Here is a 21,331-nt window from a genome sequence, read left to right on the forward strand (position 1 = left end):
CTTTTAGCAAAAAACGTATAACAAGGTACGCAAGAAAGCCTACAGCTTATTGCCTAAAGCCTAAAGCATTAAAAAGAAATGGAAAGTTTTAGAACAGAAATAGAAAATCCGATAGTTCAGAAAGAGATTATCGATTTAGAAAAAAAGATTCATTTATTCCGTGGAGGAAAAATTGATGATGAACGTTTTCGTAGTCTTCGTTTAGCACGTGGAATCTACGGGCAACGTCAGGAAGGCGTTCAAATGATTCGTATTAAATTGCCTTTCGGTAAAGTTACCAGCGAGCAATTAGTGCGTATTACTAAAGTTTCTGATGAATATTCTACAGGGCGTTTGCATATTACAACACGTCAGGACATTCAGATTCACTATGTAAGTTTAGACAGAACTCCAGAGCTTTGGGCAAATTTAGCCAAAGACGATGTTACCTTGCGTGAAGCTTGTGGAAACACCGTTCGTAATATTACAGCAAGTGAATTGGCGGGTGTAGATGTAAACGAACCATTTGATGTTTCGCCTTATGCACACGCTTTGTTTCAGTACTTGTTAAGAAATCCTATTTGTCAGGAAATGGGACGTAAATTTAAAATTTCGTTCTCATCATCAGATGAAGATACGGCTTTGAGTTACTTACACGATTTAGGATTTATTCCAAAAGTTGTAGATGGCGTTCGTGGTTTTAAAATAATGTTAGGAGGAGGATTAGGTTCACAACCAGCACATGCCGAATTACTTTCGGAATTTGTACCTGCAAACCAAATCATTCCAACAGCAGAAGGTGTAATTCGTATTTTTGACAGATACGGAGAACGTGCAAAAAGAATGAAAGCACGTTTGAAGTTTTTAATCAAAGAAATAGGTAGAGATACTTTTATGGATTTGGTTGAACAAGAGAAAAAAGCAATTGCTTTTGAAACTTACGAAATAGATACAACAGCTTTTGAAGCACCAATTCCAGAAACATTATTACCAGTTGCAGCGGTTACTATTGAAGATACTAAAGTTTATGAAGCTTGGAAAAAATCAAATGTAATTGCTCAAAAACAAGAAGGATATTATGCTATCGGAATCAAAGTTTTATTAGGAGATTTTTATACTGATAAAGCTAGATTATTAGCTGATTTGATTAAGAATTATGCAGCAAATGAATTACGTTTTTCATTGCGTCAAAATATTGTAATACGTCACGTAAAAGAAGAGAATCTGCCCTTCTTTTATCAGGAATTAGCCAAATTAGGTTTTGTAAATCTAGGGTATAATTCTACTGCCGATATTACAGCTTGTCCGGGTACAGATACTTGTAATCTTGGGATTGCAAGTAGTACCGGAATTGCCGAAGAACTAGAAAAAGTATTAAATGCTGAATATCCTCAGTATAGCAATAACCATGAAATCGAAATAAAAATTAGTGGTTGTATGAATGCTTGTGGACAACACAATATGTCAGCAATCGGGTTTCAGGGAATGTCAATTAACTCAGGAAAATTAGTAGCGCCAGCGTTACAAGTTTTATTGGGAGGAGGAAAATTAGGAAATGGAGCAGGACGTTTTGCCGATAAAGTAATTAAGATTCCAAGCCGTAGAGGACCAGATGCTTTGCGTACTATCTTAAATGACTTTGATGCCAATGCAAACGGAGAAAAATTCCTGAATTATTACGACTTAAAAGGAGAAAAATATTTCTACGAAATCTTAAAGCCTTTCGCAGATGTGACTAATTTAACCGAAGCTGATTTTGTAGATTGGGGTAATGCCGACAACTATGTAAAAGCAGTTGGAGTAGGAGAATGTGCCGGTGTTGTTATCGATTTAGTTGCTACTTTATTATTAGAAGCTAAAGACAAATTAACGTTTGCACAAGAATCATTCGACGAAAATAAATGGTCTGATGCTATTTACCATGCCTATGCAGGATTTGTAAATGGAGCAAAAGCATTATTACTTTCAGAAGATGAAAAAACAAATAATCACGCAGGAATTGTTGATTTGTTTGATACTGTTTTTGTAGCAACTTCTAAAATTGAATTGCCAACAACTTTTAAAGAATTGGTATACCAAATTAATAAAGTAGAACCTTCAGAAGCATTTGCAAAACAATATATACAAGAAGGAATTGCTTTTTTTGATACAATAGAAAAATATAGAGCCAAAGATTTAGCTAATGCTTAATACAGTAAAACCCAAAGTAACTTTAGTCGGAGCAGGTCCGGGCGATCCAGATTTGATGACTTTAAAAGGTGTAAAAGCACTTGCTGAGGCAAATGTGGTTTTGTACGATGCTTTGGCAAATGAAGAAATTTTAGAATATGCACCTAAAAATGCAATCCGAATTTTTGTTGGCAAGCGAGTAGGAAACCATGCCTACACACAAGACCAGATAAATCAATTGATAGTTGATAATGCATTAACTTACGGAAATGTAGTACGACTAAAAGGTGGAGACCCATTTGTATTTGGTCGTGGAAGTGAAGAAATAGAATACGTAGAGAGTTTTGGAATTCCTACTTTTGTAGTACCCGGAATCTCATCGGTAATTGCAGTTCCTGCTTATCAGGGAATTTCGATAACCAAAAGAGGAGTTTCAGAGAGTTTTTGGGCAATTACAGGAACAACTTCCGATAGAAAATTATCATCAGATGTTGCTCTTGCAGCACAATCTTCTGCAACAGTAGTTATCCTGATGGGGATGAGTAAACTATCGCAAATAGTAGCTTTATTCCAAAAAGAATCAAAGGGAGAAACACCGATAGCGATTATTCAAAACGGAACAACGCCAGAGGAAAAAGTAGGAGTTGGAACGATAAATACAATCCAAGAAATCGCTGCAAAAAACAAACTAGGTTCACCAGCTATTATTATCATTGGAGAAGTAGTTAGAGAAAGTACCAAATTAAAAGGATTTTACGAAGAATTTGTATCAAGTCAAATACGATTATAATGGAAAGAAACGAATTGTATCCCATTTTTTTAAAACTGCATAAGCTTAATGTACTTATTGTAGGCGGTGGAAATGTGGGATTAGAGAAGCTTTCCTTTTTATTAAAATCAAGCCCTAATGCTAATGTTGAGGTTGTTGCAACCACTTTTTTGCCAGAGATAGAAATCTTGGCAGAGAAGTATAATCTAACGCTAACAAAGGCAAAGTTCAAAAAGAAAATGCTTAAAAGGAGGCATATGGTTATTGCCTGTACCGACGATTTATTGGTTAACAAAAGAATATACGATTTATCTACAGAAAGATATCTCATATGTAATATTGCCGATACCCCCGAATTATGTGATTATTACTTAGGTGGAATCGTAACCAAAGGAAATGTAAAAATTGCCATTTCGACAAATGGTAAATCACCGACCACTGCCAAAAGGCTACGAGAATTTTTCGAAGAAATAATTCCCGAAGATATCAACCAGATGGTAGAAAACCTTAACGAATATCGAAAAACCTTAAAGGGGAATTTTGAAGATAAGGTTAAAAAAATGAATGAGATTACTGCTTCACTAAAAAATACACAGTAATTTTTTTTGGACAAAGGAAGAAATGAATGATAAAAATCATTGAAAATAGTGTAAATTATTTGTTTCTTTGTATTTATTAAGAATGATTATAAACAACAATAAAATGATTAAAACAGACATACTTATAATAGGAGCTGGTCCAACTGGTTTATTTGCCGTTTTTGAGGCAGGATTGTTAAAATTAAAATGCCATATACTAGATGCTTTACCTCAAGTAGGAGGGCAACTTTCAGAATTATATCCTAAGAAACCTATCTATGATATCCCTGGATTTCCAGAAGTATTAGCAGGAGATTTGGTAGATAACTTAATGGAGCAAATAAAGCAATTCGAACCAGGTTTTACATTAGGAGAACGTGCTGAAACAATAGATAAACAAGAAGACGGAAGTTTTATTGTAACCTCAAATAAAGGAACAAAAATTCATGCAGCAGTTGTAGCTATTGCAGGAGGTTTAGGAAGTTTTGAGCCACGTAAGCCACTTATTGAAGATATCGAGTTTTATGAAAATAAAGGAGTAAAATACTTCATCAAGAATCCAGAAAAATTCAGAGATAAAAGAGTTGTAATTGCAGGAGGAGGAGATTCAGCTTTAGACTGGAGTATATTCCTTTCTAATGTAGCTTCAGAAGTAACTTTAATTCACCGTAGAAACGAATTTAGAGGAGCTTTAGATTCTGTAGAAAAAGTACAAGAATTAAAAACAGCTGGAAAAATTAAATTAATTACACCAGCAGAAGTTATCGGAATCAATGGTGCAGAGCATATTGAGTCATTAGATATCGAAGAAAACGGAGCACACCGTAAAATCGAAACCGATTATTTTATTCCACTTTTCGGATTAACACCAAAATTAGGACCAATCGGAGACTGGGGATTAGAAATCGAGAAAAATGCGATTAAAGTAAATAACGCATTAGATTATCAAACTAATATTCCGGGAATCTTTGCTATTGGAGACGTTAATACTTACCCAGGAAAATTAAAATTGATTCTTTGCGGATTCCACGAAGCAACACTTATGTGTCAGGCAGCATACCAAATTATCAATCCAGGAAAAAAATACGTGCTTAAGTATACTACCGTTTCAGGAGTAGACGGATTTGACGGAACTCGTAAAGAAGCTCCAAAAGCTGTTGTTAAAGCAATAGTTTAATTTTTTAAGCCTCTAAGAAGCTAAGTTTCTGAGGGACTAAGATTTAAAAAAGTAAAGCTCAAACTATTTTAGTTTGGGCTTTTTTAGTATTATATGTAAATCCCAGCGGGATGTCATATTTATAGAAATTAAGACATTTATAGGTGGAAACCCCATCGGGTTGACATATTAATAAGTACAATAATATAAGATATCGCTCCGCTGGAGCTTTCCCAAATTGAGAATAATAGACTATAAATATTAAGCTCCGCTGTAGCTTTTAAAAAACACAAAAGAATAAGCAAAGTATTAAACTTAGAGTCTTAGTAACTTAGTTCCTCAGAATCTTTAAAAAACACTTGCAATTGTTAGCGCTATGTGTTTACTTTGCACTGTTCATATATTTATTGAAAGTTATCACGAAAGGCGGAGGGATAGACCCATTGAAACCTTAGCAACCCTTTATCATAAAGAAGGTGCTACATTCTACTTTATACATTCACTGTATTAAAGATAGATAACACATAATACAGCAATGTATTTCTCAAAACTTTTCTTGACAAACTTATCGATATTAACTGAATAAAATTTCAGTATCAGAAGCGAATTATTGGCGCATTTTTGCCCAAAACATTCCCGCTTTCCGCTATATCTTTTTTTCTATCCCGAGGCTTCGGGACCAGAAAAAAAGGATACCGCTGCACTCGGGGCTAAAAGGCTATGATAGTGAATTTTTGATAATATTTAATAAAAGCTTTGCGCCTTAGCGTCATTGCAAGAAAAGAAAAAACATGTCAACAATTCAAGAAGCAATTAAAAAAAACATACTCGTGCTCGATGGAGCAATGGGAACAATGTTACAACGCTATAATTTTTCCGAAGAAGATTTTCGTGGAGAACGCTTCAAAGATTTTCCACATCCCTTAAAAGGAAACAACGATTTACTATCCATAACACAACCACAAGCAATTCGCGATGTCCACGCCGCTTATTATGAAGCGGGTGCCGACATCGTAGAGACGAACACATTCTCGGGAACAACAATCGGTATGGCCGATTATTTCCTGGAAGAGTACGTTTACGAATTAAACTACGAGTCGGCTAAATTAGCACGAGAAGTAGCCGATGAGTTTACAGCTAAAAATCCTGATAAACCACGTTTCGTAGCCGGTTCAATTGGGCCAACAAACCGTACAGCAAGTATGTCACCAGATGTAAACGATCCGGGTTACAGAGCCGTAACGTTTGATGATTTACGTATTGCCTACAAACAACAAGTAGAAGCCTTAATGGATGGTGGCTGCGATTTACTGTTGGTAGAAACCATCTTTGATACATTAAATGCTAAAGCTGCACTTTTTGCAATCGAAGAAGTAAAAGAAGAACGTAATATCGAAATTCCGATTATGGTTTCGGGAACAATTACAGATGCTTCAGGAAGAACACTTTCGGGGCAAACAGTTGAAGCATTCCTGATTTCGGTATCACATATTCCGCTATTAAGTGTAGGATTTAATTGTGCTCTTGGAGCCGATTTGTTAAAGCCATACCTTAAAACATTAGCACAACATACCAGTTTTAACGTTTCGGCACACCCAAATGCAGGTTTACCAAATGCATTCGGACAATATGACGAAACACCAGAACAAACACAGGCATTCATCAAAGAATATTTAGAAGATAATTTAATCAACATCATCGGAGGTTGTTGCGGAACAACGCCGGAACATATTAAGTTAATTGCTGAAATAGCAAAAGATTATAAGCCACGTGTGGCGCCGGTGTTTGAATAACGTTTTCCTGCAAGGTTTTTAAAACTTTGGAGGTATTAATAATGTGATAAGGCTGGTCGTAATTAGAACAAAAAAACTAAATGAAATTATGAATGAAGGAAACTTTGAAATTGAAAATATAGAATGCGAAGATTTTGCTTGTAGTTTTCAAAATACAGAAGATTTTCGAGTAGCATTTAGGGGAAAATTTCAATTTATAGTGGCATTTCATGCAACTAATCTTAGTGATAAAGAATTAAAATGTATTCAAAAAGAAGGTCTCAAAAAAGCATCGAAAGAATTGTTAGAAAAAAAAGCTAAACACAGATTTGTAATAAATGAATCAGAAGAGTTATCTAAAGAAATTAAAAAAAATATAAGAGAATGGTTTGCTACAGATAATCCACATGAAAATAAATTTTATACAAAAGATGAAATAAATTTTGGCTTAATAAAAGAGGACTTATTTGAACATTATCATTATTTATTATTTGGAGCAGAATCGCTTTTACCAGTGGCTGATTATTTAAGAAAAAAACATTATAAATCGTTTAGACAAATATTAGTTAATTCTGGATTACATTATATAATTGAAGTTTTAATTCCTGTTGTAAAAACAAATGACATATGGATAGATTGTATATATGATTTCTTTAATAATAACAGTTTAGATATTCCTTTGGTTTATAATTATGATTTACCAAGTGAAAATATTTTAAAAATAGAAAAAGTAAATAGACCGATTGACAGGCAAAATCTGATTTTTATATAATTAAAAAAAGAAAATGATTGAAAATAAAGAAGTCGCAAATTCTCTGAAATTGTTATTGCGAATTTTTATAGCTGTAATAATAATTTCAACAGTACATTTTTTATTTAAGAATGCTCATAGAAATGATGAGCATAGATATAGAAAGACATTTAAAGGGGAAACAATAGGGCTTACATTAAGAATTAAACAATCGGGTAAATCCCAATATTTAAGATATTGTTTTTATTCGGGCAAAAAAAAGATTTTGGGAGGGGCTTCTATTGTTGATTATAACCTTGTAAACAAGTTTTATAAAGTGAAATATGATTTAGATAATCCTGAAAAAGGACACTATATTATTTTGAAAGAAGAATTAAAACCGGATTCTATTTCACTTGTAAAAGCAGGTTTTACTAAAGTGAAATATTATACATACGATGGAGGTGTAACCTGTAAATATATAGAAGGGTCAAAATGGAAATGATCTTTAAATTGTAGATTTAAATTGAAATTTCGGGAAACATAAATGTCTTATGAAACCGAATTTGCGTGAGGGATAGAAGTGGATAGCCCACAGTCTGACGAAGGAAGTGCGAGGACTAAGAAACGGATAGCCCGACCCTTGGGGCACGCCCAAAATAAGATTATAGAGATGAAAGGTCTTAGAACCTTATAAAAATAGAATAAAAAAAACTCAGAATCTAAGCAACTTAGAATCTTAGTAACTTAAAAAGAAATGGCAGAAAATAGAAGAGACCTTGTATTAGCAGGATTAGAACCGTTGATTATTACGCCTAACAGTGTTTTTGTAAATATTGGTGAACGTACAAATGTTACGGGTTCAAGAAAATTCCTTCGCCTAATCAAGGAAGAGAAGTATGACGAGGCACTTGATATTGCAAGACAACAAGTAGAAGGTGGAGCGCAGATCATCGATATTAATATGGATGAAGGAATGCTTGATGGTGTTCAGGCAATGACAAAATTCCTGAATTTAATAGCATCAGAACCCGATATTTCGAGAGTGCCAATTATGATCGACAGTTCGAAATGGGAAATCATTGAAGCGGGTCTTAAAGTAGTACAAGGAAAAAGTGTTGTAAACTCGATTTCGTTAAAAGAAGGAGAAGAAGCTTTTATTCACCACGCCAAACTAATCAAACGTTACGGAGCTGCGGCTATTATCATGGCTTTTGATGAAGTAGGTCAGGCAGATAATTTTGAACGTAGAGTCGAAATCTGTCAGCGTTCGTATGATATTTTGGTTAATAAAGTCAATTTTCCTCCACAGGATATTATTTTCGATTTAAATATTTTCCCAGTTGCAACCGGAATGGAAGAACATCGCTTAAATGCTTTGGACTTTTTTAGAGGTACAAAATGGGTTCGTGATAATTTGCCTCATGCGCATATTAGTGGTGGAGTAAGTAACGTTTCATTCTCTTTTAGAGGAAATGATCACGTTCGTGAAGCGATGCACTCGGTGTTTTTATACCACGCAATTCAGAACGGAATGACAATGGGAATCGTAAATCCAGAGATGCTTTCGATTTATGATGATATCCCTAAAGATTTATTAGAACACGTAGAAGATGTAATCCTAAACAGACGTGATGATGCAACTGAACGTTTACTAGATTTTGCAGAGAATGTAAAAGGCGAAGTAAAATCAGATGAAAAAGCGATTCAGGAATGGCGTTTAGGAACGGTTCAGGAACGTATTACACATTCATTGGTAAAAGGTATTGATGCTTTTATAGAAATAGATGTCGAAGAAGCGCGTCTAGCAGCTGTAAAACCTATTGAAGTTATCGAAATCAATTTGATGACAGGAATGAATGTCGTAGGAGATTTATTCGGAAGCGGAAAAATGTTCTTGCCACAAGTAGTAAAATCAGCACGTGTAATGAAAAAAGCCGTTGCTTATTTATTGCCTTTCATAGATGCGCAAAAACGCCCCCCAGCCCCCGAAGGGGGAGTTAAAACCTCACAACATTGGGAAACTGCAAATCCGATGAATTATGGATTGTTGAAGCAGTTTTCTTTGGATATGAGAAATAAACCTACTGAAACTGAAAAGATTTTATGGGACCAATTAAGTGGAAAACAATTAGAAGGGTATAAATTTAGGAGACAACATATTATAGGCGATTATATTGCGGATTTTGTGTGTTTAAAAGAACGTATTATAATTGAAGTTGATGGGTTAATTCATCAACTGCCTGAAAATGTAGCAAGCGATTTAGAAAGAACTAAATGGTTGAATGAGCAAGGATTTCAAGTATTAAGATTTACAAACACAGAAGTTTTAACTGGATTAGAAAAAGTTTTAGCTACTATTAAAGATGCATTAGAGGCTCCCCCTTCGGGGGCGGGGGGGGCAGGAAAGATACTAATTGCAACTGTAAAAGGTGACGTTCATGATATTGGTAAAAATATCGTTTCTGTAGTATTGGCTTGTAACAATTACGAGATTGTAGATCTTGGTGTTATGGTGCCTCCAGAAAAAATTATTGCTGCCGCGATAGAACATAATGTTGATATTATTGGTCTAAGCGGACTGATTACACCTTCGCTTGACGAAATGGTGTATTTGGCAAAAGAACTAGACAAACAAGGAATTAAAATCCCGATTATGATTGGTGGAGCAACGACTTCGCGTGCACATACTGCCGTGAAAATTGCACCACAATATAGAGAAACTGTAATTCACGTAAACGATGCTTCGCGTGCCGTTACGGTTGCAGGAAACTTATTAGATCATAACCGTAAAATATATGCAAGCGATATTCGTGCTGATTATGATGCGTTTAGAGAGACATTTTTGAATCGTTCGAGAGATAAAAACTTCCTGACGATTGAGCAAGCGCGTAAAAATAAATTACAATTGGATTGGGCAGAATACACGCCAACCAAACCAAAATTTATTGGAGCAAAAGTAGTCGAAGTAGAGTTGGATGTTTTAGTACCGTATATCGACTGGACACCGTTTTTTAGAACATGGGAATTGTTTGGGAAATACCCAGCGATTTTAACCGATGAGGTAGTTGGAGAACAAGCAACTTCGGTTTTTGCAGATGCACAGGACATGTTGAAAGTAATTTTGGCTGAGAAAAAGCTAACTGCAAAAGGTATTTACGGAATTTTCCCTGCGAATCAGGTAGATGATGACGATATCGAATTGCGTGATGAAAACGGAAAAGTTCTGGAGAAATTCTTAACGCTTCGTCAGCAATCACAAAAAACAAAAGGTGCACCAAACATTGCTTTGTCGGATTTTATTTTGCCAAAAGATAGCGGAATTACCGATTATATGGGAGCATTTTGTGTAACAACAGGATTTGGTGTAGACGAATGGGCTGCCGAATTTGAAAAAGATTTAGACGATTACAATTCGATCATGGTAAAAGCATTAGCCGACCGTTTTGCAGAGGCTTTCGCGGAATATCTACACGAAGAAGTGCGTAAAGATTTTTGGGGTTATGACGTAGACGAATCATTATCGACAGAAGATTTAATCGAAGAAAATTATAAAGGAATTCGTCCAGCGCCAGGATATCCTGCTTGTCCAGACCATTTAGAAAAGCCAACAATCTGGAAATTACTAAATGTAGAAGAAGAAATAGGAGTAACTCTTACTGAAAGTATGGCGATGTGGCCAGCATCTTCGGTTTCAGGATATTATTTTGGAAATCCGAAAAGTAAATATTTTGGACTCGGAAAAATAAAAGAAGACCAAGTTGTAGATTACGCCAAACGTCGAAGTATTTCGACAGATAAAGCTATGAAATGGTTAAATCCTAATATAGCAGATTAGCCCCCTAGCCCCCGAAGGGGGAAGTAAGGCAGAAAAAAATAACACAAACCTGATGACCCCTTTCAGGAATTCCCCCTTCGGGGGTTAGGGGGCTGATTATGAAAGTAACACAACATATAGAAAACGCCAACGGAAATACATTATTCTCATTTGAGATTATTCCGCCTCAAAAAGGGAAAAGTATTCAGGAATTATACGACAATATTGATCCGTTAATGGAGTTTAAACCGCCATTTATAGATGTAACAACTTCTCGCGAAGAGTATATTTATATTGATAAAGGCAACGGACTTTTGGATAAAAAATTAACTCGTATGCGTCCGGGGACACTGGGAATTTGTGCTTCTATAAAACATAAATATAATGTAGATACTGTACCGCACTTACTTTGCGGTGGTTTTACTCAAGAAGAAACCGAGTATATGTTGGTAGATTGTCACTATCTAGGAATCAATAATGTAATGGCGCTTCGTGGAGATGCTATGAAAGACGAACAATCTTTCGTACCTAAAATTGGAGGAAACAGTTTTGCGATAGATTTAGTTAAACAAATTAATGAACTAAATTGTGGAAAGTATTTGCACGAAGTAATGGATGTTGATAACAAAGCCGATTTTTGTATTGGTGTTGCAGGATATCCAGAGAAGCATTTAGAATCCCCATCCTTAACTTCTGACTTAAAAAGACTAAAAGAAAAAGTTGATGCTGGTGCTGATTATGTGGTAACACAAATGTTTTTTGACAATTCAAAATACTTCGAGTTTGTAAAAAGAGCACGCGAAATGGGGATTACAATTCCTATTATTCCAGGAATTAAGCCAATTGCTGTACAAAGACATTTGCAGGTTTTACCACAAATTTTCCGTATCGATTTACCCGAAGACTTAATTAACGAAGTTGATAAATGTAAAAATAATGTCGAGATACGACAAGTAGGAATCGAATGGGCAATTCAGCAATCATTAGAGCTTAAAGCTGCAGGAGTTCCGGTTTTACATTATTACTCCATGGGAAAATCCGAAAATATTCGTCAAATAGCGAGTAAAGTTTTCTAATGTCATTGCGAGGAACGAAGCAATCTCATACAGCATATATCTTTAGTGCTTATTATTAGTGTGATTGCTTCGTGCCTCGCAATGACTCTCGTCTCTGTGAACAATTGGAATTTGGAATTTAAAGTTTGGAATTTTATAAATTTAAACATTATGAAACAAGAAGAATTACAAGCAATAGCGTCTCAGCTAAAGCATCCAACAGGAGAAAAAGGAATAGAAATGGCAAATATGATGCATGAAACAAACATCAATATGACGCTAAGTTCAATCCGAAACTTAAATATCTCTCAGGGTGATAAAATACTAGAACTCGGTCATGGTAACGCAGCGCATTTAGAATACGTAATGCAGCAGAGTACCGATTTAAAATATTACGGACTCGAAATGTCTGAATTAATGTATGGAGAAGCGCGACAGATAAACAGAAACTATGTCTCTCAAAAACAAGCTTTCTTTTCCGTTTATGATGGAAACACCATTCCGTTTCCAGATGCCACCTTCGATAAAATATTTACTGTAAATACGTTATACTTTTGGCAAGAGCCTGTAAAATTTCTTTTAGAAATATATAGAGTGCTTAATGATAAAGGAATCTTTAGCCTAACATTTGCACAGGAAAGTTTTATGAAGAAACTTCCGTTTACCGAATTTGAATTCAACCTTTATGATACCGAAAAAGCTGAAAAACTAATCAGTCAAACCCCTTTTAGAATCATAGATTCAGAAACGTTGACCGAAAAAGTAAAAAGCAAAACAGGAGAACTTGTCGATAGAGAATTTACTACACTTGTTTTACAAAAAGAATAAAATTAGAGTTAACAATTTAGAATCCTTTTTTTGGTGTAATTTAATTGATTTTTAAAATACTAATGCTTTTTAAACTATGGGGACTAAAAAAATCAATTTTATAAAAAATTACAGTAGTATACTTTTACTTTTAGGAGGTATAATTGCGGGGAGTATTTTAGGATTAGTTTTTGGTAAAGATGTTGAGATTATAAAACCATTGGGAGATATCTTCTTGAATTTGCTTTTTACAGCAATTATTCCGTTAATCTTTTTTACGATAACTTCCTCTATTGCCAATTTAGAGAAAACAGAAAAGCTAGGAAGATTATTTGTTGTTATGATTGCCGTTTTCTTAGGAACACTTCTTATTTCGGCTATTGTGATGATTATTGCCGTTTATCTTTTTCCTATCCATCAGAACATTATAGTTTCTAAAGTTCCATTAGAGAATATTGCAACAGGTAATGTTGGCGACCAAATTGCACAATTACTTACAACCAATGATTTCTACGAATTATTGTCTCGAAAAAGTATGCTGGCACTTATTATCTTTTCATTTTTAATAGGATTTGCAACCTTGCAATCAGGAGAAAAAGGAAATGCTTTCAGGAGTTTTCTAGACTCAGGAAACGAAGTGATGAAACAGCTTTTAAATATGATTATGAAATTAGCTCCAATAGGTTTGGGAGCTTATTTTGCCTATCAGGTTAGTTTTTATGGGCCACAATTGTTTGGAGTTTACGCTAAACCCCTAGGGATTTATTATGGAGCCTGTATTTTTTATTTCTTCGTATTCTTTAGTTTGTATGCTTTAATAGCAGGAGGAAAAAGAGCCTTTGTAGTATTCTGGAGTAATAATGTTACACCCGCGCTTACAGCTATAGGAACTTGTAGTAGTATTGCAACAATACCTGCTAATCTTTTGGCAGCCGAGAAAATGAAAATTCCTGCACATGTCCGGAACGTGGTTATTCCGCTAGGAGCGCCATTGCATAAAGACGGTTCGAGTATGTCATCTATTTTAAAAATTACCGTATTATTTACCATGTTCGGAAAAGATTTTACCGAACCAAGTACAATACTTTTAGCATTGGGAATTACGGTAATCGTTTCGATTGTTGAGGGCGGAATCCCAAACGGAGGATATATCGGAGAAGTATTGGCAATAACAGTTTACGGTTTGCCAATGGCAGAAGCCTTACCTGTAGCTATGATTTTGGGTACACTTGTGGACCCAATAGCCACTTTACTAAATGCTAATGGCGATGTGATTTCGTCGATGATGGTCTCCCGATTTTCGGAAAAAACTAAATGGTAGGGATTTAACATAATGAAATTGTCGTAACATTTATTCAATAAAATTATTTTAACCATATAAGTAATGTAAGTAAATATAAGAGAGAATAATCAACGCAAAACTTAAATGAACTTACATTACTTATATGGTTATTTTTTCACAATAAAATCTTATTCTTAAACAGATTAGGCATTGATACCATATAATGCATTAATTTTATTTTAAACTATAATATCTAAAATGAATACAGCACTTCAACAAGATTTAAACGATATTGAAAATATACTTGAACAAGTAAAACAACAAGGAATAGCATTTTTAAATTCTCTCGATTCAATTCCAACATCCAATTCCAACAGTATAACAACCAACCGAAATCTTAATCAGGAAGGATTAGGCGCATTATCGGCTTTGGAAGAATTTAATCAGCGATTAGCACCATTAATGATTGCATCGCCAGGACCAAGATATTTAGGTTTTGTAACAGGTGGGAGTACACCAGCTTCTATAGTTGGCGATTGGTTAACGACAATTTATGACCAGAATACGCAAGCGGTAAAAGCACAAGGAGGAGTTTCGGCTTTAATAGAAATCGAAACTATTAATTTATTATTGCAATTGCTCGATTTGCCAAAATCATTTCTTGGCGGATTTGTAACTGGAGCAACAATGTCTAATTTTACTTCATTGGCTGTTGCAAGACAATGGATTGGAAAACAACTAGGAAAAGACTTTGCTAAGAACGGAATACCTGAACCTATTACGATTTTTGCATCTACGCCACATTCATCTTCTATAAAATGCTTGTCAATGTTAGGTATTGGAAGTCAGAACTACACTAAAATAAAAACAATCGAGGGAAACCGTGAAGCAATAGATGTAGCCGATTTAGAAAAAAATATCGAAACTCTAAACGGAAAACCATTTATTATTATTACAAGTGCAGCAACGGTAAATACAGCCGATTTTGATGATTTTGTAGCAATAAATGAATTAAAAAAGAAGTATAAATTCTGGTGGCATATTGATGCCGCTTTTGGAGGATTTGCAGCTTGTTCGCCTAAATATAAACATTTGGTAAATGGTTGGGAAAATGCAGATAGTATTACAATAGATTGTCATAAATGGCTTAATGTGCCTTACGAAAGTGCTTTTTATTTGATAAAAGAAGAACATAAAATATTACAGATAGAAACATTTCAAAATTCGAATGCACCATATCTTGGAGATCCGTTAGAAAATTTCAGCTTCTTAAATTTCTTGCCAGAAAACTCAAGAAGATTAAAAGCATTGCCAGTTTGGTTTTCTCTATTAGCCTACGGAAAAGATGGATATCAGGATATAGTCGAAAATAGTGTAGACCTTGCATTACTATTTGATGCATTTATTACAGAGAATGAAAACTTCGAGTTATTAGCACCAACAAGACTAAATAATGTTTGCTTTACATTATCAGGAGATCATAATCAGGAGAAAGTAAATTCATTCTTGAGTCGTCTGAATGATACAGAAAAAGTATTTATGACGCCCACTGTTTATCAAAATCGTAAAGGAATTCGTGCTTCATTTGTGAACTGGAGAACAAGTGAAAAGGATATTGAAATAATCGTAGAAGAAATGAAAAATACAATTCTAGAGTTGAAAATATAAGTAAAACATACAATATATTTTTTTGAAAGTAGCCCGTTTAATTTGTTAAACGAGCTACTTTTTTATTTTTTTTTTATTTCTTGACGAATTGAAGCTTTGAGTTTTAACTTTTAAGGTGTTAAATTTTAATTGAATCTTAAGTTAATCTTAATTATTCACTAAGATATATATTAATTTTTTATTGAATTGGCTACTTGAAAGTTAATCATCGTTTTTATTTAGAATAATTAAAAATAACTTGGAAATGGTATTTATTGATGTTAATTTTGTGCCAAATTAATTTCAACTTTAAGTAATGAAAATAAATAGAATATTTATCTTAATCCTGGTGCTCTTAACTTCGATTCAAGGTTTCTCACAAAATAACAAAGTAAAATTAAATGGAGTCATTTTAGGTAATAGCGGTCAACCTGTCGAAGGTGTTTCTGTAGAACTAAAAGGTACTGCTTATTCAACATTAACCAATGAGAAAGGGAAATATGAAATTATAGCAGAACCACGAAACTATATTTTATCTATTACTTATGTTGGATATAAACCAAAGCAAGTAAAGATTAATTTAAAAGAGGTAAATCAAACAGTTCCAACTCTTACTATTGTAGAAGATATGGCTGCGTTAGATGAAGTTCAGGTTAAAGGAATATCTAAAGTAACCAGAGTAAAAGAATCTGCTTTTCAGGTTAATGCGGTCGATACTAGGTCAATGGCTAACATTACATCCAATTTGAGTCAAATATTGAATAAAACTACTGGGGTAAAAGTTAGGGAGCAAGGAGGTATGGGGTCTGATTTTGATTTTTCTATCAATGGTCTTTCTGGTAGTGCCGTAAAGTTTTTTATAGATGGTGTGCCTTTGGATATTATGGGAAGCTCAATGTCGTTAAACAATATACCAGTTAATTTATCTGAAAGAATTGAAGTATATAAAGGTGTAGTACCAGTGAACTTAGGTTCTGATGCTCTTGGCGGTGCTGTAAATATTATTACAAATCACCAAATATCAAATTATTTTGATATGTCATATAGTTTAGGATCATTTAATACGCATAGTGCTTCATTAACAGGACAGATGCGTGACAAAAAATCAGGATTAACTTTTAAAGCTTCTGGTTTTTTAAATTATTCGGATAACGATTACACAATGCGAGATGTACAAGTAATAGAAGTGATTGATAAAGATAATTCTCGATTTGTTACTGGTGATTTTAAAAGATTCAATGATCAATATAAGTCTGCTATGGGGCAGGCAGAACTAGGTTTCGTTGATAAATCTTGGGCTGATATGTTTTTTATTGGAGGAAGTTATTCAGCTACAGAAAAAGGAATACAAACAGGAACTAACCAAGACGTAGTATACGGTCAAGTACATAGAGGAGGAGATGCTTATTCATTCTCACTAAGATATTTAAAAAAGAATTTGTTTACAAAAGATCTTGATCTAAGCTTTTTTTCTTCCTATTCAGACGATCAATATACTATTACAGATACTGCACTTAGAAAATATTATTGGGATGGAAGTTATGTGGCAGCTACTTCTTCAGAAATGGGAGGGCCTGCAACTAAATGGAATATTCGACGTCCAAAATATTTTATCGGATCGAATCTTAGCTACAAAATAGACCATAATAACTCGTTAAGTCTTAACTATACTCTGGACAAGGTCGAAAACAAGACTTATGATGAGTTGCTTACTGACAAAGATTATAATCCTGGGAAAATTACAAAGCATATTATTGGGCTATCCTATCAACAGAATTTATTGGAAGAAAAACTGACCAACACGTTTTTTGGAAAATATTACAGTATGTTATTAGAACAACCTTTTGCTATTACTAATTCTGGAACTGGAGCTGGCGAAACTGTTAGGGATAACAATGGTTACACCGGATATGGAATTGCATCACGCTATAAAATCACTTCGTCTATAGGTATAAAAGCTTCTTATGAAAAAGCATATCGCTTACAAAGAGTAGATGAGGTGTTTGGTAATGGGTACTCGGTTGTAGCTAATCCTAATCTTAAACCAGAGAATAGCGACAATTACAATCTAGGTGGTTATTGGAAGAATGCAGCGGAAAATCACCATTTTTTTATTGAAACAGGAGGGTATTTAAGAAATGCGAAAGGCTTTATTTCTCCAGTTGTTTATCAATCGAATAGTCAGATAAGTAGATTCGAAAATACATCAAATGTTCTTATCAAAGGACTTGAAGCCGATATTAAGTACAATTACCAGGATAAAATAAACGTTGGGATAAATTTTACTTATCAAAGCACGCTTGACAACACGAAATATCCTAATGGATCAAATTCAGGAACAATATCAGCTACATACAAAGATGACTTGCCTAATAGACCTTGGATGTTTGGTAATGCCAATTTAGGATATAGAAAGACGGACTTCATTAAAAAAGGAAATAATCTACAGCTTAATTGGGATTTGCAATATACACACTGGTATTACCTTACATGGGAAAACTATGGTACAAAAGAAGGGAAAAGTATAATTCCTAATCAGTATATCCAAAATGCATCTATTTCTTATTCTATGAATTCTGGAATGTATAATATTTCTTTAGAGTGCAACAATCTAACAAATGATTTGGCTTATGATAATTTTAAGCTACAAAAGCAAGGACGCTCCTTTTCAATTAAATTTCACTATTTCTTAAAATAGCCTGAAACGAACTTTTATTTTTAATAATTATATAAAAAATATTTTAAACATGAAACGATTTATTAAACCCTCTTTTTATTTTCTATTTATTAGTACATTGATAATGGGTACAACTATTTCTTGTTCTAGTAATGATGATTCTGGAAGCGATTCAGATGGCGCAAAAGCTGATTATGCGCTATGGTTGCAATTAGGGAGTTGGCCAAATACAACTCAGTACATTGTAGGAGTTGATGATTTAACTAAAGGGAGTGTTAGTTTGGTAGGTAATGGTGCCGAAGTTACAAGCAAGGCAGATTACGGAATTATTGCCAAAAACGGGTTTTATTTCTATCCAAGTACAAGTTCTAATTTTGGTAAAATGACTAAATTCGAATTTAAGAACAATCGATTATCTGTTGTATATGAAGTGCCTTTTACGTATCAAAAATCTATAAGTTGTTATGCATGGGTTGATGACAACACGCTAGTATTGTTTGGAACGAATGGAGATGGAAGCAAAGTATTATATACCGTTGTAAATGCCACAACACTTTGGATAAAAAATGGAGAATTGGCATTGCCTGCGATTCCAGCGGGATATACGTCTTATAATCAAGGGAATATTCAATATTCAAACGGAAAACTATATGTAGCATTCTCTAATATGGCTATTTGGCCATCACTTGCCGAGGCAGGTATGAATATTGCCGTAGTAGATTATCCAAGTTTTGCTGTTGAAAAGGTTATTAAAAGCTCGGAAGCTAATGGTAATGGAGGATCTAATATGTGGATGCCAACTTCTTGTACTGATGAGTCTGGTGATGTTTATATGATGTTTTTTGCTGACTGGATGACTTCTAAAGATAGTCCAACAAAAATATTTAGAATCAAAAAGGGTGAAACTACATTAGACTCTTCTTATAATTTTAACCTTGGTACTGCTTTAGGAGGAGAAACTGCTAGTGGACTTTGGTATGTTGGTAACGGGAAGGCTATTGCTAAATACATAGATTCAAAAATAGTAGCAGAAAATCCTTCTGGATTGTTTAATACTAAATTTGCTTTAATCGATATAGCTACTAGCTCGGTAATTAAAAAATTAGATTTACCTGCAGATAAAGGAAGCCAATTACAAAATGTAATTACATCGGATGGTAAAGTATTTATTCAGGTTAATGCTGAAACTACTAAAGATTATATCTGGGAAGTTAATACCACAACAGGTGCTGTAACTTCAGGAGTAGAAATTGTTGGAGGTTATGATTATATTTTACGTTTAGATAATTTGAAATCATCTAAGTAAAAACTTTAAGAGCTCTTGAAATTTTATTTTCATTTCGCTATTTTCATTAATTGATTGCAATTGCTAAGCTTACACTTTAAGCTAATACAATTTTAATGGCTTGAGGAATTACTTAACTATAAATATTCCTCAAGCCATTTTTACTAATACATCTTTTTTGCCCATAAAAACTATTACCTATTAAAATTATAATATCAATGAGTACTATTAAAAGCCGTTCGAATAAACCACCAAATAAAGGAAAATCACGTTTTAGTAAAATTAATGCATGGTTGCATTTATGGTTAGGACTCGCTTCGGGACTCGTTGTATTTATAATGGGAATTACAGGTTGTATTTTGGTTTTTGAGCAAGAAATCAAACATGCAACATCCTCTTGGCTTAATGTAGAAGCACAAGAATCAGAGAAAGTATTGCCGCCCTCTAAGATATATCAAGCAGTAAGTAAAGCTTTGCCTAATAAAGAGATTCATGGTTTCTGGTACAATGGTTTAGATAAAACTATAAAAGTAGACATCGAATCGGATTCTTTAATTTATGTAAATCCTTATAATGGTAAGATTACCGGAATTGTAGATCACGAGGATTTTTTTCATATCATGGACGAAGGACATCGTTACTTATGGTTAGGTCGGGATATTGGTTCGCAAGTAACAGCTTGGGGAACGCTAATTTTTTTCTTTCTTCTTATAAGTGGACTTATTCTTTGGTTTCCAAAAAAATGGAACAAAACAACTAGAAATAGTAGTTTTAAGATAAAGTGGAATGCTAAGCTCAAACGCTTAAATTATGATTTGCATAATGTAGTGGGATTCTACACTATTATATTAGCATTACTTATTTCGTTTACAGGTTTATTAATGAGTTTTCATTGGCTAAGAGAAAGCACCTATTGGATAAGTGGTGGTTGGGCTGATGAAAAAGAGAAAAAAGAACAAGTTATTACTGCCAAAAAAGATACTTTATCTAAAAAGCAATTAGACAAACTGGCTGCAGCCGATTTTATCTGGAACAAAGTACGTAAGGAAATTGCCAAAGAAAATAAAGAAGCTGTTATCATTGATCTTCCACATGAGCCAGAAGATGATTTTTACGCTTGTACAGATATGAATAAAGGAGTTTGGAGGGATTTGTACTTTGACCAACAAACATTGGAATTAAAGCCTAATTCGCAGAAATATATTGATAACGAACGTTTCTCTAAATGGCTTATGCGATCTAATTATAGTTTACATATAGGAGCTATTGGAGGAATACCAACTAAGATTTTATATTTCGTAGGTAGTTTGATATGTGCAAGTTTACCAGTTACAGGTTTTTATATTTGGTGGGGAAGAAAGAAAAAGCAAAAACCTACAGTTAAAATTTAATATTACCCATTTACATATTTTTAGTTAGTTAAAGTCTTTTGAAAGTATTCGTACTCTTCAAAAGACTTTTTTGTGTTTAAGAAATAAAGAAAGGATCAATCCAAAACCAATATCATTGTTTTGATGAGTGAAGTTCGATTGTCAGACTGAGCGGAGTCGAAGTCTCATTTGCTGAATCTCTTTGCGGGACTTCGACTCCGCTCAGTCTGACATTAGT

At 34.1% G+C, this 21,331-nt stretch carries 15 protein-coding genes and 1 riboswitch; all 15 genes read left to right on the top strand.

Features of this window, described 5'->3' with window-relative positions:
- Positions 1–78: 78 nt before the first annotated feature.
- The 15 genes from B8T70_RS00570 (at position 79) to B8T70_RS00640 (ending at position 21,114) form a co-directional block, all read left to right on the top strand.
- Entirely contained in the window at positions 79–2,169 is a 2,091-nt protein-coding gene (locus B8T70_RS00570) for a HEPN domain-containing protein (RefSeq protein WP_086893551.1), read from the top strand.
- Complete coding sequence (cobA, locus tag B8T70_RS00575; RefSeq protein ID WP_086893552.1) at positions 2,162–2,938, top strand: uroporphyrinogen-III C-methyltransferase; 777 nt, start codon at positions 2,162–2,164, stop codon at positions 2,936–2,938. The genes B8T70_RS00570 and cobA overlap by 8 nt, the downstream gene beginning before the upstream one ends.
- A complete protein-coding gene (locus tag B8T70_RS00580) occupies positions 2,938–3,516 on the top strand; it encodes a bifunctional precorrin-2 dehydrogenase/sirohydrochlorin ferrochelatase (RefSeq protein WP_039112454.1) in 579 nt (192 codons plus the stop codon). Before cobA ends, B8T70_RS00580 begins: the two co-directional genes overlap by 1 nt.
- 103 nt (positions 3,517–3,619) lie before the next feature.
- Positions 3,620–4,672: an NAD(P)/FAD-dependent oxidoreductase gene (locus tag B8T70_RS00585; RefSeq protein WP_039112562.1), complete on the top strand. Its 1,053-nt coding sequence runs from the start codon at positions 3,620–3,622 to the stop codon at positions 4,670–4,672.
- Positions 4,673–5,062: 390 nt separating this feature from the next.
- A riboswitch (SAM riboswitch) is annotated at positions 5,063–5,175 on the top strand.
- A gap of 267 nt (positions 5,176–5,442) precedes the next feature.
- A complete protein-coding gene (locus tag B8T70_RS00590; RefSeq protein WP_039116916.1) occupies positions 5,443–6,444 on the top strand; it encodes a homocysteine S-methyltransferase family protein in 1,002 nt (333 codons plus the stop codon).
- 88 nt (positions 6,445–6,532) lie between these two features.
- A complete protein-coding gene (locus B8T70_RS00595) occupies positions 6,533–7,195 on the top strand; it encodes a hypothetical protein (RefSeq protein WP_086893553.1) in 663 nt (220 codons plus the stop codon).
- 13 nt (positions 7,196–7,208) lie between these two features.
- Entirely contained in the window at positions 7,209–7,658 is a 450-nt protein-coding gene (locus tag B8T70_RS00600) for a hypothetical protein (RefSeq protein ID WP_039112452.1), read from the top strand.
- 252 nt (positions 7,659–7,910) lie between these two features.
- A complete protein-coding gene (locus B8T70_RS00605) occupies positions 7,911–10,991 on the top strand; it encodes a vitamin B12 dependent-methionine synthase activation domain-containing protein (protein ID WP_086893554.1) in 3,081 nt (1,026 codons plus the stop codon).
- Positions 10,992–11,089: 98 nt separating this feature from the next.
- Complete coding sequence (metF, locus tag B8T70_RS00610) at positions 11,090–12,046, top strand: methylenetetrahydrofolate reductase [NAD(P)H] (RefSeq protein WP_039112451.1); 957 nt, start codon at positions 11,090–11,092, stop codon at positions 12,044–12,046.
- A gap of 150 nt (positions 12,047–12,196) precedes the next feature.
- A complete protein-coding gene (locus B8T70_RS00615) occupies positions 12,197–12,853 on the top strand; it encodes a class I SAM-dependent methyltransferase (RefSeq protein WP_086893555.1) in 657 nt (218 codons plus the stop codon).
- A gap of 76 nt (positions 12,854–12,929) precedes the next feature.
- Entirely contained in the window at positions 12,930–14,153 is a 1,224-nt protein-coding gene (locus tag B8T70_RS00620; protein ID WP_086893556.1) for a dicarboxylate/amino acid:cation symporter, read from the top strand.
- A gap of 219 nt (positions 14,154–14,372) precedes the next feature.
- The gene (locus B8T70_RS00625; RefSeq protein ID WP_086893557.1) at positions 14,373–15,782 is read left to right on the top strand and encodes a pyridoxal-dependent decarboxylase; all 1,410 of its coding nucleotides are present in this window, start codon (positions 14,373–14,375) and stop codon (positions 15,780–15,782) included.
- Positions 15,783–16,077: 295 nt separating this feature from the next.
- Positions 16,078–18,459, top strand: coding sequence for a TonB-dependent receptor (locus tag B8T70_RS00630; RefSeq protein ID WP_086893558.1), 2,382 nt, complete (start codon positions 16,078–16,080; stop codon positions 18,457–18,459).
- A 49-nt stretch (positions 18,460–18,508) separates the two neighbouring features.
- Entirely contained in the window at positions 18,509–19,744 is a 1,236-nt protein-coding gene (locus B8T70_RS00635; protein ID WP_123912049.1) for a DUF4374 domain-containing protein, read from the top strand.
- A 197-nt stretch (positions 19,745–19,941) separates the two neighbouring features.
- Entirely contained in the window at positions 19,942–21,114 is a 1,173-nt protein-coding gene (locus B8T70_RS00640; RefSeq protein ID WP_086893560.1) for a PepSY domain-containing protein, read from the top strand.
- Positions 21,115–21,331 lie beyond the last annotated feature (217 nt).

Origin of the sequence: Flavobacterium sp. AJR (genome assembly GCF_002156885.1) — a bacterium.
Taxonomy (GTDB): Bacteria; Bacteroidota; Bacteroidia; order Flavobacteriales; family Flavobacteriaceae; genus Flavobacterium.

Bases quoted from the DNA above. Each gene is read 5' to 3' on its own strand.
- B8T70_RS00570 (WP_086893551.1), top strand. From the start codon at position 79: ATGGAAAGTTTTAGAACAGAAATAGAAAATCCGATAGTTCAGAAAGAG.
- cobA (WP_086893552.1), top strand. From the start codon at position 2,162: ATGCTTAATACAGTAAAACCCAAAGTAACTTTAGTCGGAGCAGGTCCG.
- B8T70_RS00580 (WP_039112454.1), top strand. From the start codon at position 2,938: ATGGAAAGAAACGAATTGTATCCCATTTTTTTAAAACTGCATAAGCTT.
- B8T70_RS00585 (WP_039112562.1), top strand. From the start codon at position 3,620: ATGATTAAAACAGACATACTTATAATAGGAGCTGGTCCAACTGGTTTA.
- B8T70_RS00590 (WP_039116916.1), top strand. From the start codon at position 5,443: ATGTCAACAATTCAAGAAGCAATTAAAAAAAACATACTCGTGCTCGAT.
- B8T70_RS00595 (WP_086893553.1), top strand. From the start codon at position 6,533: ATGAATGAAGGAAACTTTGAAATTGAAAATATAGAATGCGAAGATTTT.
- B8T70_RS00600 (WP_039112452.1), top strand. From the start codon at position 7,209: ATGATTGAAAATAAAGAAGTCGCAAATTCTCTGAAATTGTTATTGCGA.
- B8T70_RS00605 (WP_086893554.1), top strand. From the start codon at position 7,911: ATGGCAGAAAATAGAAGAGACCTTGTATTAGCAGGATTAGAACCGTTG.
- metF (WP_039112451.1), top strand. From the start codon at position 11,090: ATGAAAGTAACACAACATATAGAAAACGCCAACGGAAATACATTATTC.
- B8T70_RS00615 (WP_086893555.1), top strand. From the start codon at position 12,197: ATGAAACAAGAAGAATTACAAGCAATAGCGTCTCAGCTAAAGCATCCA.
- B8T70_RS00620 (WP_086893556.1), top strand. From the start codon at position 12,930: ATGGGGACTAAAAAAATCAATTTTATAAAAAATTACAGTAGTATACTT.
- B8T70_RS00625 (WP_086893557.1), top strand. From the start codon at position 14,373: ATGAATACAGCACTTCAACAAGATTTAAACGATATTGAAAATATACTT.
- B8T70_RS00630 (WP_086893558.1), top strand. From the start codon at position 16,078: ATGAAAATAAATAGAATATTTATCTTAATCCTGGTGCTCTTAACTTCG.
- B8T70_RS00635 (WP_123912049.1), top strand. From the start codon at position 18,509: ATGAAACGATTTATTAAACCCTCTTTTTATTTTCTATTTATTAGTACA.
- B8T70_RS00640 (WP_086893560.1), top strand. From the start codon at position 19,942: ATGAGTACTATTAAAAGCCGTTCGAATAAACCACCAAATAAAGGAAAA.